Annotated in this window: 12 protein-coding genes and 2 pseudogenes; 8 read left to right on the forward strand and 6 right to left on the reverse strand. The window is 63.6% G+C overall.

Features of this window, described 5'->3' with window-relative positions:
• Positions 1–283, forward strand: a pseudogene (locus ACQ4MM_RS11465) (carboxy terminal-processing peptidase); the annotation flags it as partial.
• Between the two features lie 166 nt (positions 284–449).
• Here ACQ4MM_RS11465 and ACQ4MM_RS11470 read toward each other — a convergent pair.
• Positions 450–1,547, reverse strand: a complete 1,098-nt coding sequence (locus ACQ4MM_RS11470; RefSeq protein ID WP_431477481.1) for a serine hydrolase domain-containing protein — start codon at positions 1,545–1,547, stop codon at positions 450–452.
• Positions 1,548–1,705: 158 nt separating this feature from the next.
• Between ACQ4MM_RS11470 and ACQ4MM_RS11475 the strand changes: the two genes are divergently transcribed.
• Together ACQ4MM_RS11475 and ACQ4MM_RS11480 are read left to right on the forward strand one after the other, a co-directional pair.
• Entirely contained in the window at positions 1,706–3,250 is a 1,545-nt protein-coding gene (locus tag ACQ4MM_RS11475; RefSeq protein ID WP_431477482.1) for an NHL repeat-containing protein, read from the forward strand.
• Positions 3,251–3,273: 23 nt separating this feature from the next.
• Complete coding sequence (locus ACQ4MM_RS11480; RefSeq protein WP_431477483.1) at positions 3,274–3,918, forward strand: hypothetical protein; 645 nt, start codon at positions 3,274–3,276, stop codon at positions 3,916–3,918.
• A 14-nt stretch (positions 3,919–3,932) separates the two neighbouring features.
• Here the strand turns inward: ACQ4MM_RS11480 and ACQ4MM_RS11485 are convergent, their stop codons facing one another.
• Both ACQ4MM_RS11485 and ACQ4MM_RS11490 read right to left on the reverse strand, forming a co-directional pair.
• The gene (locus ACQ4MM_RS11485; RefSeq protein ID WP_431477484.1) at positions 3,933–4,892 is read right to left on the reverse strand and encodes an alpha/beta fold hydrolase; all 960 of its coding nucleotides are present in this window, start codon (positions 4,890–4,892) and stop codon (positions 3,933–3,935) included.
• Between the two features lie 23 nt (positions 4,893–4,915).
• A complete protein-coding gene (locus ACQ4MM_RS11490) occupies positions 4,916–5,611 on the reverse strand; it encodes a dienelactone hydrolase family protein (RefSeq protein WP_431477485.1) in 696 nt (231 codons plus the stop codon).
• Between the two features lie 102 nt (positions 5,612–5,713).
• On the opposite strand from ACQ4MM_RS11490, the gene ACQ4MM_RS11495 reads away from it, so the two are divergent.
• Complete coding sequence (locus ACQ4MM_RS11495; protein WP_431477486.1) at positions 5,714–6,595, forward strand: LysR family transcriptional regulator; 882 nt, start codon at positions 5,714–5,716, stop codon at positions 6,593–6,595.
• A 161-nt stretch (positions 6,596–6,756) separates the two neighbouring features.
• Here ACQ4MM_RS11495 and ACQ4MM_RS11500 read toward each other — a convergent pair.
• A pseudogene (locus ACQ4MM_RS11500) lies at positions 6,757–7,542 on the reverse strand (GIN domain-containing protein); the annotation flags it as partial.
• 314 nt (positions 7,543–7,856) lie between these two features.
• On the opposite strand from ACQ4MM_RS11500, the gene ACQ4MM_RS11505 reads away from it, so the two are divergent.
• Genes ACQ4MM_RS11505 through ACQ4MM_RS11520 form a run of 4 tightly spaced genes read left to right on the forward strand, consistent with a single transcriptional unit; the run spans position 7,857 to position 11,335 of the window.
• Entirely contained in the window at positions 7,857–8,495 is a 639-nt protein-coding gene (locus tag ACQ4MM_RS11505; protein WP_431477487.1) for a PEP-CTERM sorting domain-containing protein, read from the forward strand.
• Between the two features lie 56 nt (positions 8,496–8,551).
• On the forward strand, positions 8,552–9,742 hold the full coding sequence (locus ACQ4MM_RS11510; protein WP_431477488.1) for an acyl-CoA dehydrogenase family protein: 1,191 nt from the start codon (positions 8,552–8,554) through the stop codon (positions 9,740–9,742).
• Positions 9,743–9,752: 10 nt separating this feature from the next.
• Positions 9,753–10,877: an acyl-CoA dehydrogenase family protein gene (locus tag ACQ4MM_RS11515; protein WP_431477489.1), complete on the forward strand. Its 1,125-nt coding sequence runs from the start codon at positions 9,753–9,755 to the stop codon at positions 10,875–10,877.
• Entirely contained in the window at positions 10,877–11,335 is a 459-nt protein-coding gene (locus ACQ4MM_RS11520; RefSeq protein WP_431477490.1) for a MaoC family dehydratase, read from the forward strand. The genes ACQ4MM_RS11515 and ACQ4MM_RS11520 overlap by 1 nt, the downstream gene beginning before the upstream one ends.
• On the opposite strand, the gene ACQ4MM_RS11525 is transcribed toward ACQ4MM_RS11520, so the two are convergent.
• Together ACQ4MM_RS11525 and ACQ4MM_RS11530 are read right to left on the reverse strand one after the other, a co-directional pair.
• The gene (locus ACQ4MM_RS11525; protein WP_431477491.1) at positions 11,326–12,255 is read right to left on the reverse strand and encodes a diguanylate cyclase domain-containing protein; all 930 of its coding nucleotides are present in this window, start codon (positions 12,253–12,255) and stop codon (positions 11,326–11,328) included. The two genes, ACQ4MM_RS11520 and ACQ4MM_RS11525, sit on opposite strands and share 10 nt — an antisense overlap.
• Positions 12,252–16,685, reverse strand: a complete 4,434-nt coding sequence (locus ACQ4MM_RS11530) for a PAS domain-containing protein (RefSeq protein ID WP_431477492.1) — start codon at positions 16,683–16,685, stop codon at positions 12,252–12,254. The genes ACQ4MM_RS11525 and ACQ4MM_RS11530 overlap by 4 nt, the downstream gene beginning before the upstream one ends.
• Positions 16,686–16,697 lie beyond the last annotated feature (12 nt).

Genomic DNA, 16,697 nt, shown 5'->3' on the forward strand with positions numbered 1-16,697 from the left:
GGACCCGAAAGACGCGTTGAACAAGGCGATTGCCGCCAAACCTGCCAACCCGCGCGCCGCCCAGCGCCAGGCCAACCAGGTGCGCGGCGCGATCCGTACCGACGATGGCTTGCAGGCGGATGAGCGTTCCCTGTCGGCGGAACTGGATGCCGAGAAGGCCGCCAAGAATGCCAAAGACGTACTGCTGAACGAGGCAGTGCATATCCTGGCCGACGAAGTGAGCGTGCTGCGCACCGACACCCGTCTCGCCAGCCGTGTGCTGCCTTACGTGAACGACAAGTGATATTGCGGTTGGTTATATCTAGTATTACTACAATAAAGTAGACAGATATACCGCGCCGCAGCATACTTGCACCTGTCTCCTCTATTCTCCTCCAAGGAAATAGACTTCAGCCCGCTCCCAGAGCGGGCTTTTTTTTGACTTTTCGCCAATGTCCGGCGGCAAGTGCCTACCGGGGCTTGGCCATGCCGGACATCAGGCCCATGACGAGCCGGGTTTCCTGCTGCTCGGCGCCGGTCCCCTCGCCGGCATTGGCGACCACCAGCACGCCGCTCTGGGTGTCCGGTGCCAAAGCCACCAGGGCATTCCAGTAACCGTTGGAGCCGGCGTGCATCAGCAGGCGCATCGGTGCGTGAGCCGGCCAGTTGCTTTTCACGCCCCAGCCAAGGGCCGCGCCGGACTCCCCCTGGGGCGCATGGAGGAATCGATAGCCCTGCTGCGAAAGCAGTTTGCCTGCACCCCGTTCGCCCGCCATCTGGTCGAGCACGAACTTCGACCAATCTGCCAAACTCATTTTCATGGTCGCGCCGGCAGGGGCAAAGAAGGGCGGGATATCGGCGGCCAATCCAGTCAGCGGCTTGCCGCCCTTGTGACCGAGCGCCTGGCCATGGCGTGAGGGCCCGGTGTCGACCTGCATGCCGAGCGGAGCGAACACCTGTTCCTGCATGAGGCTTTCAAAGCTCTGGCCGGTGGCGCGCTCTGCAACCACGGCGGCGATGATATAGCCGCTGTTGGAGTATTGCGAGTCTGCGCGAACCGGGCCCACCGGCGCTTCATTGAGTGCGCGCTGAACGTATTCCATGCGCAGCACCGGCAGCGCGCGCCGGTCCTTGCGCGTGGCTTCGATGCGCTTCTCGTCACTGTTCGGCGGCAGGCCGGCGCGGTGCGAGAGCAGGTCGGCCAGCGTGACGGACTGGTATTCGGTCCGCATCGCGGTGTCCGGGAGCATGTCCTTGAGTGGCGCCTCCCAGGACAGTTTTCCCGCCTCGACCAGGCGCGCGATCAGCGTTGCGGTCATCGCCTTGGCGTCTGAGCCGATATGCCAATGGTCGGACAATTGCGCGCGGGCGGGACTGCCGGCGGCACGCACGCCGCGCACCGCCTGATCTTCAACTTTGCCGTCGCGAATGACCAGCACGGCCATTGCCGGGATGCTGCGATCTTTCAGGGCCGCGGCAAGTTGGGCGTCCAGGTCGCCCGCTTGGGCGCTGCAAGTGATCAACGCCATGGCCGCAGCGGAATAGGCACAGCAGATGGTGGTCCGCATCGATAAGTCTCCAGGTAAGGTTGTGAGGTGTCTCAAATGTAGAGCATCGTGTTTCTATTGAATCCGACTATGTGACAGGCAGCGATTTTTCTGGCCTGGAATGCAATAAAAAGGGTTCTCGCCCGCAGCCGCGGCTGTTGGACGGTAGAATCCTGCCTGTGCATACCTCTATCAAACTGACTTTTATTGGGGCTGCGGTGCTGGCGATTGCCGGTGCGGGTGGCTATTTCTACTATCCGTCGCCGGCGACCAAGGTCGTGGCCCGCTTGCCGGAGCTGATCAAGCGCGGACCGGCGCCGACCGAACGGGCCTGGGCGGCGCGCTTGGAAACCGTGCTGGACGCAGGGCTGGCCGATCCCTACGGCGTTGCGGTCGACAAGCAGGGCAATGTCTATTTCTCCGATGGCGGCGAGACGAATACCGTGTCGGTGCTGGCGCCGGATGGCCACGTACGCGTGCTGGCGGGAGGGCTCGAGGGGAATCGTGAAGGTATCGGTGCCGCCGCTGCCTTCAACACGCCTTCCGGCATCGCTCTCGATAAGCAGGGTAATGTCTATGTCGCCGATACGGGCAACCACGCGATCCGCAAGATCGCCACGGACGGAACGGTGTCGACACTGGCCGGCAGCGGCGTGGCCGGTTTTGCGGACGGGCAGGGCGCGCAGGCGCAGTTCAACGGACCGGTCGGCGTGGCGGTCGATGAGGAAGGCGTGGTGTACGTTGCCGATACCTACAACGACCGCATCCGCAAGATTGCTCCCGACGGCAGCGTGACCACCCTGGCCGGCAGCGGGCTTCCTGGTTTCGTGGACGGCATCGGCGAGGCGGCGCAATTCGACACTCCCTGCGGCATCGCGGTCGGCAAAGACGGCATCTACATCGCCGACACCAGCAACGATGCGGTGCGCCGCATCAATCCGGATGGCTCGGTACTGACCATTGCGGTGGCGCCGGAATTGGAAAAAGAGCCGCTGCTGCGCCGCCCGATGGCGCTGGCAGTGACCCATGATGGCTTTGTCTATATCGCTGCCTCGTCGCGCGGCCGCCTGTTGCAACTTGCGCCGGATGGCAGCCTGGCCGGAATGCCCGACGCGGTGCGGCCGGCTGATCCTGCCACTGGCCTCGACGGCAGTATCCAGGTCTATGGCCCGCGCAGCCTGGCTCTGGCCCCGAATGGAACCCTGCTGCTCACCGATGGACCGGCACAACGCCTGCACCGCGTCGTGCCTGCCGGTGCAAGCCAGGCCCCAGCCATGGCCAGGCCAGCGGCACCTGCCGCCCCGGCAGCCCAAGCCACCTCGCACCTGATCGCCACTGCGCATGCCGGGGAGCAGGTGCCGGAACCGGCTCCCGCGCCAGAGGCGGCGGCCAGCGACATCATGACCCAGCGCACCCAGGGACCGATGCCCTGGCCCGTCCTGCCGCAAAACCAGCCGCATGAAGTGGTAGGCTTGATGGGCGAGGTGAGGGGCAGCTACGACGGCGACAGCCGCCACCACTTCCACGCAGGCCTCGACGTGCAGGCCGATGTCGGAAGCTCGGTGCACGTGGTCGAAAAGGCCAAGGTCAGCGACCCGCTCCCCAACTGGGCATTTGCCTCGCTCGGCGAAGGCATCAACCTCGGCACAACGAGCTACATCCACATGAAGGTTGGCCGCGACAAGAGAACCGCGCGCTGGACGACCGATTCCAGCTCCTGCTGAACGATAAAGGCAAACCGGAACGCGTGCGCGTGCGCCGCGGCACGCGCTTCTATGTCGGCGAACAACTGGGCGTGGTGAACCAGATGGCCCACGTCCACCTTAACCTGTACGACCGCGGCCGCGTGGTCAACCCGCTGGCGCTGCCGTTCCCCGGCCTGCGCGATACCATTGCGCCGGTGATCCAGGGCATCGCCCTGTACGACGCCAACGATAAGCGCCTGCCGGGCAAGAAGGGCAAGCGCCTGGAAGTGTCGCGCGAGTTGGGAGAAGTGAATGTGGTGGTCGACGCTTTTGACAAAATGGACGGCAACCTGGCACGGCGCCGCCTTGGCCTGTACGAACTGGGCTACCAGTTGCTGCAGGCTGACGGCACCCCGGTGGCGGGCTACGAACAGCCGCGCATCATGCAGACTTACGACCAGCTTCCGAAACAGCGCGAGGCAGTGAAGGTCGTGTACTCCGCCGACAGCGGCATCACCGTCTACGGCAGCAAGTCCACGCGCTTCACCTATTCGCTGCTAAGCCACCTGTCGCAGGGCGAGGTCACGCCCGGCCGCTGGAAGGTCAGCGAACTCGCCCCGGGCGACTACACGCTGCGGATTTACGCGGCGGACTACGCCGGCAATACCGCCGCAGCCGGCCGCGACCTCGCGCTGACGATCAACTGATGGCCTGCTGACGCTCAGGACTTGATGAAGGCCAGCAGGTCGGCGTTCACCTTGTCCTTGTGCGTATCAGTCAAGCCGTGCGGGGCGCCCGGATAGACCAGCAGCTTCGCGTGCTTGACGATGCGCGCCGAGGCCCGGCCGGCCGCATCGATCGGAACGATCTGGTCGTCGTCGCCATGGATGACCAGTGTCGGCTTGTCGAACTTTGCCAGGTCGGCACGGAAATCCGTTTCAGAAAACGCCTTGATCGAATCGTAGGTATTCTTGTGGCCGCCCATCATGCCCTGCATCCACCATGCATTGATGATGCCCTGCGATGGCTTGGCACCCGGCCGGTTGTAGCCGTAGAACGGGCCTGAAGCGATATCGAGGTAGAGCTGCGAGCGGTCCTTGATCGAGCCGGCGCGAATGCCGTCGAAGACTTCCAGCGGCAAGCCGCCCGGATTGTCGGCGGTCTTCAGCATCAATGGCGGTACTGCCGATACCAGTGCCAGCTTGGCCACGCGCTTGGTGCCGTGGCGGCCCACGTAACGCGCCACCTCGCCGCCACCGGTGGAGAAACCGATCAGCACCGCGTTCTTCAGGTCCAGCGCCTCGATTACCTGGGCCAGGTCGTCGGCATAGTGGTCCATATCGTTGCCTTCCCATGGCTGGCTGGAACGGCCATGCCCACGGCGGTCATGCGCGATCACACGGAAACCTTGGCCAGCCAGGTAGAACATCTGCGATTCCCAGCTATCCGAACTCAGTGGCCAACCATGGCTGAACACGATCGGCTGGCCGTTGCGCGGACCCCAATCCTTGTAATAGATGTCCACGCCGTCGCGGGTGGTGATAAAGGCCGCGGTCTTTTTCATGCTGCCACCCGGAGCGGCATTGGCACTGGCGGCGGGCAGTGCGGCAGCAACGGCGACAGCGGCAAGGCTTGCGCTGCCAACCAGGGCGGAACGGCGTGATGAATCGAAGTTGTTCATGGCTGTAGTCCTTTCAGGGTATGTTACATTGCAAGTTGCTGTGTAAAGAAAGCGTCGGTGCGGCCATTGGCCAGTGCAGCGTCGCCGGCATGGAAATGGTTGCCGCCAGGGCGCGCGAATGCATGGTTGCGACCGGGATAGTTGAATACCTGGACGTTCGGATTGGCGGACAACGCCGCGTTGATTTTGGCTTGCGCTGCCTTGTCGATGTATTCGTCCTCGTTGGCCTGGTGATAGATCATCGGACGCTTGATGTTCGCTGCCTCGTCGACATACTGGTCGGTACCGCCGCCGTAATACGCTACAAAGGCATCGGCGTCGCTACGGGCCGCGGCAAGAAAGGTCAGCAGGCCGCCGAGGCAATAGCCGGTCACGCCGACTTTTCCGTTCGTGCCCGGCATGGTGCGGGCGGCGGCAACGGTAGCGGCGATATCCTGCACTCCCTTATCCCGGTCATATGCGCTGTAGAGGGCGAAGCCCTTGGCCCAATCGCCTTCCTTGGCTTCCGACATATCCAGGCCAGGTTCGGCGCGCCAGAACAGGTCCGGGCAAACTGCGATGAAGCCTTTGGCTGCGTAGTCGCTGGCAATGCTGCGAATGCCGGCATTGACGCCGAAGATTTCCTGCAGCACGACGACGACCGGGTGCGGGCCCGGCGTGGTTGGGCGAGCGACATGGCAGTTAAAGTTTCCGTCAGCGACCTGGATGGAGAGTGTCATGGCATATCCTTTTCGTGAGAGTGGCAGGTGATGAAAGCCATGGTAGACAGCCCTGGCGCATAAGGGAACGGACAAGCCTGCAAAGCCGTTTTGCAGTTCTGCATGGATAGGAACAATGTGAACTCCTTCGACTGGAATGACATACCCTTGATCCTGGCCCTGGCTCGTTGCGGCAGCATGAGTGCTGCTGCGCGCGAGCTTGGGGTGGACGCCTCGACCATCAGCCGGCGTGTCGCCGCGGCCGAAAAGGAACTGGACCTGCGGCTATTCCTGCGCGATACCACTGGCTACCAGTTGACGGCAGCCGGCCGGACATTCGTCGAATACGGTCACACGGTCTCGGGCAATGTGCAGGCGATGCTGCTGGCCTCATCGCGCGAATCACAGGCAGCGGCAGGCGTAGTGCGCATCAGTGCCATCGACTTTCTGTTCGATTTCTGGCTGGCCGGGCATGTGACGGCCCTGCGCGCGCAGCATCCGGGGCTCGAACTGCATCTGCTCGCCGATAACAGCAATGTCTCTTTTGCGCGCGGCGAGACCGACTTCGCGCTACGCCTTGCACGGCCGGTGGAAGACGCAGCGCTGATCATGCGGCGTCTTGGAGAATTGCCGATGGCAGTTTTCGGCGCGCCGCAATACGCTGGCCTGGATAGCGCTAACTGGAGCGCGCAGCCATGGATTGGCTACGACGCCACACTGGCCCGCCTGCCTGAGACGCGTTGGCTGGACCGCGTGGTGCCGCGCAGCCAGGTGACACTGCGGGTGAACGGCCTGGGCAGCATGGTGCAAGTCTGCCGCGCCGGAGTTGGCCTGGCGCTGCTGCCTTGCATGATGGAGAGCATGCCCGGCCTGGTACGGCTGGGTGGAGTAGAGGTCACGCGCGAAGTATGGCTGCTCAGCCATCGCGACGCCATCGGCATCGGCCGCATCAAGGCCGTAGCAGAATGGCTGGCCGCCAGTTTCGCCATGTTCAGTGCATGTTGAAAGTCGGGGTCAGCTCCGGCAATCGGACATAAATTTCGCTTTGCGAAATTTATGTCCGATTGCCGGAGCTGACCCCGACTTTTATTATTGAATCGACGTGTTGCGGCCGTACAGGCTGCGCTGGGATGGGTTGCCGGTGACGGCGATGCGGCCGAGCCGTTGGCGCGGGCTTCGACTTTGTGCTGCACCCAGGCTTGTACGCCGCCGGAGCCGTTGCTGGTGATATTGGCTTCGTCGGCGCGCAGGTCGTTCAACTGTGCGCTGCCCGAGCCTTGCACCTGCACGTCGAGCGTGTGCACGATGCCTCGCGCGTAGAAGCTGCCGGAACCCGAGGACGATACGCGCAGCGATTCGCCGCGCACCGAGCCGATGTTCACGCGTCCTGAGCCGACCATGTCGACTACAGCAGATTTGCTATCGAGAGCATCGGCGTATAGCTGGCCTGATCCGGTGTGATGCATATCCAGCCGGTCAACCTGTCCACGCAGTTCGAGGTAGCCCGATCCGGTGTGGGAAACGCGCAGCGGACCTCCTGCCAGGCCTTGCACTTCGGTGCGCACAGATCCGCTCGATTCAAGGTTATCCAGCCGCGGCACGGTGTAGCGCACGTGAATCGGCTTGTTGCTGTCCATGCGCTCTTCGGTCCACACGCGCAGGGTATCGCCGCGCACTTCGGTATGCACCAACGGCACCAGGTTGTTGTCGCCCTCGATCACCAGCGACGGTGCGCCGCCAACCCTCACTTCGACGTCCATGGAAACCCGATGCCGGTTCTCTACGCGCAAAGCGCTAGCATTGGTGATGCTGCGGGTTTCCGTGACTGTGGTCCCGTTTCCTTTGACGTAGTCGCTGCTGTCATTCAGCACGACGACGCAGCCGGCAAGGCTGAGGGAGAGCAGGGCTGCGAGGGGAAGCTTGGTGCGCATGGTTATGTCCTTGTTGTGCATGCAAAATGGGATGGGAGCATCCTATCGGCCATCGCCCAGGCATATGGCTGGAATGCGACGAAATGCAGAAATTGAGTAATGAGTTGTAGAAATTGATAATATGAAAGTGTCGGCACACTGCCGGCCCGGCAGCTTTGCTGCTGAGAAAAATCTAGTTATATACCCCTTATTTACGCCGCGGATAGGCCATCTGCGGCGTTTCTTTTGTATGGCCTAGCGAGTGACTGTATTTCGGAAAGGTAATGGACGCCGTCGAGGCCGCTAAGCCGCTACAGTGAAGCGGCAGTCTTAACTTCACAATAAGGGGAATCGGAATGGAACCAATTGCAAAGAAGTTTGCATTGGCCGCCAGCAGCATGCTCCTGGCGGCAAGCGCCTTTGGCGCTACAACCATCGGTAATACCTCTGCAGACGACGCCACGCTCGATGCTCAAAGCGCCGACGCCTTCGTCTTCACCTCCGGCTGGAATCCGCAGGCGGGCATGGCCGGCAACACTAGTGGCTTCGGTACTGCCTTCGATAGTTATGGCAGCGGTGCCTGGACCTTGCTGGGCAAGCAGGAAGGCGGATCTGGTGCGGGCTTCGGCCAGAACAGCGCCTTGGATTTCAGTTTCGATGTGGCTGACGGTAAGACCGGCACCTGGACCATCACCAATACCAGCGCAACCCAGAACATATCGCTGGACCTGGTCCTTTCGCTCAAGGCCGCCAACGGTGCCAGCGGATTCCTGTTCGATAACCAGACCATCAACGCCGGCCAGACTCTGAGCGGCACCTGGAATATCGACTGGTTCACCGGCAATAACAAGTCCAATCCGGGCTTCTCGAACCTGACCATTTTCGGGCGCGAGATGGCCGCGGTGGCCGCGGTGCCGGAACCGGGAGAGTACGCCATGTTGCTGGCTGGCCTGGGCCTGCTTGGCTTTGTGGCACGGAGACGCAAAGCGCTGTAGACTCCTTGAAACGGTCGTGCTATTTTCTGCTGGCGCGACCACTTCATGGAGACAGCATGGACTTGAATTACTCTGCCAGGGATCAGGCCTTCCGCGCCGAAGTGCGCGCTTTCCTGGCAGCGAACCTGCCGGCCGACCTTCAAACCAAAGTTCGCAAGCATCTTCGCCTGAAGCGCGAGGACTATGTGCGCTGGCATAAGATCGTCGCCAAACAAGGCTGGGTGGCGCCAGCCTGGCCGACAGAATTCGGTGGCCCCGGCTGGGATGCGACCCAGCGCCACATTTGGGAAGAAGAGTGCGCCATTGCCGGCACCCCGCCCATCCTGCCGTTCGGCGTCAATATGGTGGCGCCGGTCATCATGGCCTTCGGCAGCCCTGAACAACAAGCCTATTACCTGCCGCGCATCCTCGATTGCAGCGACTGGTGGTGCCAGGGCTATTCCGAGCCTGGGGCCGGCTCCGACCTGGCATCCTTGAAAACCACGACGGTGCGCGAGGGCGACCATTACGTCGTCAACGGGCAAAAGACCTGGACCACTCTGGGCCAGCACGCCGACATGATCTTCTGCCTGGTGCGCACCGACCAGAACGTGCGCAAGCAGGAGGGCATTTCCTTCCTGCTGATCGACATGAAGACGCCCGGCATCATCGTGCGCCCGATCATCATGCTCGATGAAGACCATGAAGTGAATGAAGTCTTCTTCGATAATGTGCGCGTGCCGGTGGCGAACCTGGTCGGCAAGGAGAACAAGGGCTGGACCTATGCCAAATACCTGCTCGGGCACGAGCGCACCGGCATTGCCGCGGTGGGCCGCTCCAAGCGCGAACTGCGGTTCCTGAAGAAGATCGCAAACCAGCAGCAAAAGAACGGCAAGCCCTTGCTGCAAGATCCCTTGTTCGCAGTGCGTGTGGCGAATCTGGAAATTGAACTGATGGCGCTGGAGGTGACCGTCCTGCGTACCATTGAACAGGAGGCGCACGGGCCCGGGCCGCAGGCTTCGGTGCTGAAGGTGCGCGGCTCTGAAATCCAGCAGATGCTGGCTGAATTGATGGTGGAAGCCCTTGGCCCGCAGGCTTTGCCGTTCGATCCGGCTTACCTGGAAGGCGAGCACGAACATGCCTTGGCTGGAGATGACGAAGCTGCGCCGCTGGCGGGCTATTACTTCAACCTCCGCAAGACCTCGATCTACGGCGGTTCGAACGAGATCCAGAAAAACATCATCACCCAGATGATCCTGGGCCTGTAAGGGAGGCGGCATGGACTTCACATTCAAGGATGAGCAACAACAATTTGCCGATGCGCTGCGCCGCTGGGTCGACAAGGATTACAGTTTTGAGGCGCGCAAGAAGATCATTCATTCGGAGTCAGGCGTCTCGGACCGAGCGTGGGCCACTCTGGTAGAGCTGGGGATGCTGGCGCTGCCGGTGCCTGAGGAGCAGGGCGGTTTCAACGGCAGTGCGGTCGACATGATGGTCGTGATGCAGGAACTGGGACGGGGCTTGGTGGTCGAGCCGTACTTCGCCACCGTGCTCGGTGCGCAGTTCCTCAAACTGGCAGGGGGCCAGGAAGGCTTGCTGGAGCGTGTTGCCGCCGGCGAACTGAAACTGGCGTGCGCGCTGGGAGAGCAGCAGTCGCGCCACGCGTTGAACGACGTGCTGGCCACGGATAGCTCCGGCGCCGGCCGCATTTCCGGCCGCAAGACGGTGGTCCTGCATGGCGGCCAGGCCGGCGCCTTCATCGTATCGGTACGCAGCACTGGCGCCCAGCGCGATACGGACGGCATTTCGCTGTACGTGGTGCCGTGCGACGCGGCTGGCGTGCAGGTTGCCGACTACCGGACGATCGACGGCCAGCGTGCCGCGACAGTGGAGTTCAGGGACGCTCCAGGCAAGCTGCTCGGCGAGCAGGGCAAAGGCTGGCCGCTGCTCGAGGCAACCACCGACTATGGCGCCGCGCTGCTCTGCGCCGAGGCGGTCGGCGCCATGGATGCGATCTTCGCCGCAACCCTTGAATACCTGAAGACCCGCCAGCAGTTCGGCGCGCCGATCGGCAAGTTCCAGGCGCTGCAGCACCGCATGGCCGACATGTTCATCCACCTGGAACAAGCCCGGTCGATGGCGATGCTGGCTGCGGTCAAGCTTGATTCGGGCGACGATGAGGAGCGCCGCCGCGTGGTTTCCGCCGCCAAAGCGCGGGTCGGCCAGGCCGCGCGCTTCGTTGGCCAGCAAGCGGTACAGCTGCATGGCGGCATGGGCGTGACCGACGAACTGCCGGCCGCCCACTATTTCAAGCGACTGACGATGATCGAGATCACGCTGGGCGATGCGGATCATCACCTGGAGCGCTTTATCGCGCAGCCGGGATTCAAGGAGGCTGCCTGATGGCGCGTTTGGTACGTAATGTAGCTGAGCTGGAAGCCTTGATCGGGCAGGAAGTCGGCGTTTCCGGCTGGGTCGACATCACGCAGGAGCGCGTCAATACTTTCGGCGCCTCGACCAACGACGAACAGTGGATCCACACCGACCCGGTGCGCGCGGCCGCCGAATCACCCTATGGCGGCACGGTGGCCCACGGCTTCCTGACCTTGGCCCTGTTGCCAGGCCTGCTGCAGGACGCGGTGTTGATGGAAGACATGCGCATGGGCGTAAACTATGGCCTGGACAAGGTACGTTTCCCGGCACCGGTGCCGGTCGGCAGCCGCGTACGTGGCCATGTGCTCCTGCGCAGCATCACTCCGGTTGCTGGCGGCCACCAATTGGCTTGGGAAGTGACAGTCAAATGCGAGGGCAGCGAAAAGCCTGCCTGCGTGGCGGAGTTCCTGATGCGCCGCTATCCTTGACCGCAATCCTCGACGCGAAAACGGTTGCGGCCATCCTTCTTGGCCCGGTAAAGGGCATTGTCGGCGCAGCGCACCAGCGCTTCGTGATCGGCGCCCTGGTCCGGCATGAGGGTGGCCACCCCTAGGCTGACGGTCACCGTGTCGCCGGCCGATGACATGCGGTGCGGGATGGCAAGGGCGCGCACGCTTGCCAGGATGCGCTCGGCCACCGTTGCCGCGCCCGCTGCATCAACCTGGGGTAACAGGATGACGAACTCCTCCCCGCCGTAGCGCGCCAGCAGGTCCGGCGAGCGGCCGGCGCACTGCAGCATGGTGTCGGCAACCTGCTGCAGGCAGGCGTCGCCAGCCTGGTGGCCGTAAGCATCGTTATACAGCTTGAAGTGGTCGATGTCGATCATGATGACCGATAGCGGGGTGCTGGAACGGGCGCAGCGCCGCCACTCGTTCTCGATCGCTTCGTTGAAGCTGCGCCGGTTGGCAATCCCGGTCAGGGCGTCGGTCAGCGTCATTTCGCGCATGGCATCGGACTGGCGCTTCAGCGTAAGGTGCGTGCGCACCCGTGCGCGCACCACGGCGACATTGAATGGCTTGGTGATGAAATCGACCGCACCTGCTTCCAGAGCCCGCGTTTCGTCCTCTGGGGTAGTCAATGCGGTGACGAAGATGATCGGAATATCGCGCACGTCCGATGAGGCCCGCAGCGCGGCGCAGACCTCATAGCCGTCCATGCCCGGCATCACAGCGTCCAGCAGCATCAGGTCGGGATGGTGCTGGTGCGCCAGCTCCAGCGCCTTCTCGCCATTCATGGCAAACAATACTTCATGCTCCTCGCCCAGCACGTGGTTGAGGATCTGGATATTCTCCATGGCGTCATCGACGATCAGCAGGCGCCCATTGCGCGCCTGGTCGGTCCATGTCATGCGGTTTCCTCTCGTTTCATGATTTCCTGCAGCCGTTGTTCGGCGTTGCTGAAGTCCAGCGTTTCAATGGCATTTGCGAGCCCGGGCAGCAAGTCGGGGCAGCGCTGCTCGAGAACAGGGCTGAGGGCCTTGAAGGCTGCCAGCGCTCGCATATTGCTGTTCCTGAGCAGCGTCTGCAGGTCGCCCAGGGCCAGGGGAAGGTTGGACACCCTGGCGTTGCTGCCAGCTGCCGGCACCGGGACCGGCAAGTCGCGCGCGGCCTTGATCACCACCCCCAGCGCCTGTTCCAGCGACAGCAGAAGGGCGGCGGCTGAGCTGTCCTGGCCCTCTGCGACGGCGGCTTCCGCCTGCGCGCTGAGGCGTGCCACGTCGGTTGCGCCGAGGTTGGCTGCCACGCCTTTCAGGCGGTGCAGCACGCGCGTGGCGGCATAGCGCTTGTCCTGCGCCAGGCAGTCGCGCACTTCCCGCACGGCGTCGCCCTGCGAATTTTCGAAGCGCTTGAGTAGGCCGGCGAAGGCGCCGTAGTTGCCTGCCACGCGGCGCAGCGCGGCTTCCAGGTCGATGCCGGGCACCATGGCAGGGCGCCCGTCGCTGCGCTGCTCGCCGCGTGCGAGGCCGGCCTGGCCGGTGGTGGCCTGCTCGGGATGCAGCGGCGCGAGACGGGTCAGGGTAGCGATCATTTCGTCGACGTCGATCGGCTTGGCGATATGCGCGTCGACGCCAGCCTCAATGGCGCGTAGACGGTCTTCCGGCATGACATTGGCGGTCATGGCGATGATGGGCAAGCTGCGCAGGCCCATGGAACGGATCGATTCGGTGGCGCGATAGCCGTCCATCACAGGCATCTGCAGGTCCATCAGCACGACATCGAAGCGCTGCGGGTCGTCGCGCAGCATGTCCAGCGCAATCTCGCCGTTGGACGCCACTTCCACCAGCGCGCCGCAGTGGAGCAGGATGTAGCGAGCCATCTCCTGGTTGATCTCATTGTCTTCCACCAGCAGCACGTGCATGCCGGCCAAGCTGCCGGAAAGGGCGGAGTGGTTGCTGCGCTGCTCCGGCTGGTTGGCGCCGGTGAGTGCAGCCAAGGCCGCGTCGCGCAGGCGGGACGGGGTAAATGGCTTGGCCAGCACGGCATCGATCTGCAGGCTGTCGGCCAGTTGCTGCAGATCGTCGCTGGAGCGTTCCGACGCCATCATCACGACTTTTGGGACCGCCAGCTTTTCGTCGCGCGCTTGCACCAGCATGGCGATGCCGTCGGTGGCGGGCATTGCACTGTCCAGCAGCAGCAGGTCGAAGCGGCGCTCGCGCAGGGCCTGCAAGCCTTCCAGCGCATTGGAGACCGCGCTAGTGGTCCATTGCAAAGACTTGCCGCAGCGCTGCAGCACCTGGCGCACGGTGGCATTGTCGTCGACCGCCAGCACGGCCAGCCCGCGCAGGCTGGCCGGAATCTCCTGCGGCGCGCTGCCGGCAATGCGCTGCAGCGGGCAGGTGAAGCGGAAAGTCGAGCCCCGGCCGAGCGTGCTGTCAACGGTGATGACGCCGCCCATCAGGTCCGACAGGCGGCGTGCGATGGCCAGGCCAAGTCCGGTGCCGCCATAGCGGCGGCTGGTACTGCTGTCGCCTTGCGAAAATGCGTCGAACATATGGTGCTGCTGTTCGGCCGGGATGCCGATGCCGGTGTCGCGCACGGTGAATTCCAGCGTCAGGGAATTTGCGCTGCCCGCCATCTCGCCCACCGTCAGCACGACTTCGCCCCGTTCGGTGAATTTGATCGCATTGCTCAGGAGGTTGAGCAGCACCTGCTGCAGGCGCATGGCATCGCCCAGCATGTCAGGTGGCAGGGTGGGCGAGATGTCGAACACCGGTTCGACGCCTTTTTCCCAGGCGCCATTGGCGATCAGTACGGCTGTCCCGGCCAGCATCTGTTCGAGGTTGAAGCGCGTCTGCTCGAGCTGGAGCTGGCCGGCCTCGATCTTGGAGAAGTCCAGCACGTCGTTGACCACGCCAAGCAGGCTTTGCGTAGCGAGCTGGATCTTGCTGACATAGCTACGCTCGCGCCGCTCCAGCGGCGCTTCTTCCAGCAGCCGTGCCAATCCGGTGATGGCATTCATCGGGGTGCGGATTTCGTGGCTCATGTTTGCCACGAATTCGCTCTTGGCCCGGCTGGCGGCTTCCGCGCGGTCGCGCGCCCGCATCAGTTGTTCATTCAGCTCCTGCAATTTCAATTCGCCGCGCTTAAGTTCAGTAACATCCGAGCCTAGGGCATAAAAGCCGCGCACGGCGCCCGATTCGCCCCGGTCGGGAATGAAGTTGATCCACGTATAGCGCGGCTCGCCCGACGGCAGTTCCAGCTCACGCAGGAAGTGCTGCGGGCTGCCGTTCAGCACGGCGTTGATGTGCGGCCGGATCTGCTCCAGCAAGGCTGGCGGCAGCACGCGGTCGATCGGTTCTCCCATCGCCTGTTCCAGCGTTTTGCCGAACCAGGCCAGGAAGTACTTATTGGCGAAATGGCAGCGTAGTTCCGCGTCCCAGTAGGCCACCAGCCCAGGCAGGTTTTCCGTCACGGTGTGCAGGAAGCTGGTGCTGCGGGCCAGGCTCAGGGAGGTTTGCTGCAATGCTTCGTCGGCGCGTTTGCGGTCCGTGATGTCGAGCGAAATCCCCAGCAAGTGGGTCGCGATGCCCTGTTCGTCGCGCAGGGCCACCTTGCGGGTGGTCAGGTAGCGCATTTCCCCGGCCGCGATGCGCAGCGCTTCCTCGGGAATCTCCATGACCTGCTCGGATGCCAGCACCTTGCGGTCGGATGCCTGGAAGGTTGCGGCCTGCTCCGGTGGGAAGAAGTCGCGGTCGCTCTTTCCGAGCAGGTCCTCGCGCGGGCGGCCGAGCAGCAGTTCGCCCTGGCGGTTCAGCAGTTCGAAGCGCAGGTGCTGGGCATCCTTGACGAACACCATGGCCGGCATGTTCTCCAGCACCGACTTGAACAGGGCCTTGGACTGGCGCAGTGCGGCTTCCGTCTCCTTCTGCTGGGTGATGTCCATCAGCACGGTGGTAATTCCGACCATGGCGCCGTCGGCGCCGAATACCGGGTAGTACCCGGTGATGAAATGGCTATTGCGGCCGGGCCGGGAAACGGTGGTGCCGGTGATTTCGGCATTGGGCACGGCCTCGCCGGTGGCCAGTACCCGGCGGTAGGCCTGGTTCACCTGCGCCACCAGGTCGCGGTCGCCGATCACTTCATCGAAGCGGCGGCCGATATGGTCGTTGACCGCCATGCCGTTCATTGAGGCCAGGTAGTCGTTGATCATCAGGATACGCAAGCGGGTATCGACAAAACTCAGGCCGACCGGCGCTGTGGCGTAGATGGTTTCCAGCAGGGCGTTGGAATTTTCCAGTTGCTGCGTGCGCTCCTCGACCACGCGTTCCAGGTCCTGCCGGTGGCGGGTCAGGTCGCGGTCGAGCCGCAGCAGGGTGTCGCCGATCTGCTGTGCCTCCAGGAACGACACGCGCGGTGCTTCGATCGGTGCGCCGCTTGCCAGCGCCTGGGCTGGCGCGTGCAGGGCATCGATCGAGTTGGCGATGCGGCGTGCAGCCACTGCCGCCGCGGCAAAGCCGGCCAGCACCAGAGCCGCCAGCATGGCCGACAGTCCGAAAAACAAGCCATCGAAGGCAACCAGCGCGCCTGGCGCCGGCGCGGCGACCGACACGCTCCATGGACTGTCAGCGCTACGCAGGTAGCCGACCTGTAGCGGCAGGCCATGCAAGGCATCGGCCGCCGGCTGGCCGCTTGCCCGTCCATCGTCATGGCTGCGTGCCACCACATTCCCGTTGGGCGCCAGCACGGCGATGACCGCGCCGGACGGCAGCTGCATCTCCTCGGCTACCTTGTCCAGCGCATCGGCGGGCAGCAGCACACTGAGGGCGGCGGGCGGCTTGCCCGGGCGCTGGATCGGCACGTCGACGGCCAGGTGGGCCGGCTCCTTGCCGTTGGCGCGCAGCAGGCTGACGGCGGATCGTGCATTCGGTGCGAACTTGATGCGGGCCGCGTTGGCGGCGCGGTCGATGGGCAGCGCATTGCCGGCGATGAGCTGCGATGCGCCGTTTTCGGTGAAAACGACGTGTGAGTGGTAGGGCAAGGCCGGCGGCAGGGCGCCGGCTGCCTGGCTGCGCAGGGCAACCAGGTCGCCGCTGCGGGCGCTGGCGCCGCTGGCCAGCGTAATGGCCGCCGCTTCCGCTGCCAGCAATTGGCGGTCGACGATGGCGGCCGTCGCGCGACCAATGCGCTGGACTTGCAATTCCGCGCGCCCCAGGTCGCGCTGCTGGAAGTACACCAGCAGCAGGGCCACCGCCAGTAGCGCTGGCGCGGCGCAGGCCGCAGCCAGCAACGTGATCTGCGACCGCAACGGTGGCAAGGGCTTGCTGGAATTGTCCTGCACGGCACATCCTTC

The sequence above is a fragment of the Massilia eburnea genome (genome assembly GCF_050709955.1).
GTDB classification, from domain to species: Bacteria; Pseudomonadota; Gammaproteobacteria; order Burkholderiales; family Burkholderiaceae_D; genus Rugamonas; species Rugamonas eburnea_A.

Excerpts from the sequence above, each read along its gene's own strand:
- ACQ4MM_RS11510 (WP_431477488.1), top strand. The coding sequence starts at position 8,552 with ATGGACTTGAATTACTCTGCCAGGGATCAGGCCTTCCGCGCCGAAGTG.
- ACQ4MM_RS11485 (WP_431477484.1), bottom strand. The coding sequence starts at position 4,892 with ATGAACAACTTCGATTCATCACGCCGTTCCGCCCTGGTTGGCAGCGCA.
- ACQ4MM_RS11520 (WP_431477490.1), top strand. The coding sequence starts at position 10,877 with ATGGCGCGTTTGGTACGTAATGTAGCTGAGCTGGAAGCCTTGATCGGG.
- ACQ4MM_RS11515 (WP_431477489.1), top strand. The coding sequence starts at position 9,753 with ATGGACTTCACATTCAAGGATGAGCAACAACAATTTGCCGATGCGCTG.
- ACQ4MM_RS11490 (WP_431477485.1), bottom strand. The coding sequence starts at position 5,611 with ATGACACTCTCCATCCAGGTCGCTGACGGAAACTTTAACTGCCATGTC.
- ACQ4MM_RS11505 (WP_431477487.1), top strand. The coding sequence starts at position 7,857 with ATGGAACCAATTGCAAAGAAGTTTGCATTGGCCGCCAGCAGCATGCTC.
- ACQ4MM_RS11470 (WP_431477481.1), bottom strand. The coding sequence starts at position 1,547 with ATGCGGACCACCATCTGCTGTGCCTATTCCGCTGCGGCCATGGCGTTG.
- ACQ4MM_RS11525 (WP_431477491.1), bottom strand. The coding sequence starts at position 12,255 with ATGACATGGACCGACCAGGCGCGCAATGGGCGCCTGCTGATCGTCGAT.
- ACQ4MM_RS11495 (WP_431477486.1), top strand. The coding sequence starts at position 5,714 with ATGGATAGGAACAATGTGAACTCCTTCGACTGGAATGACATACCCTTG.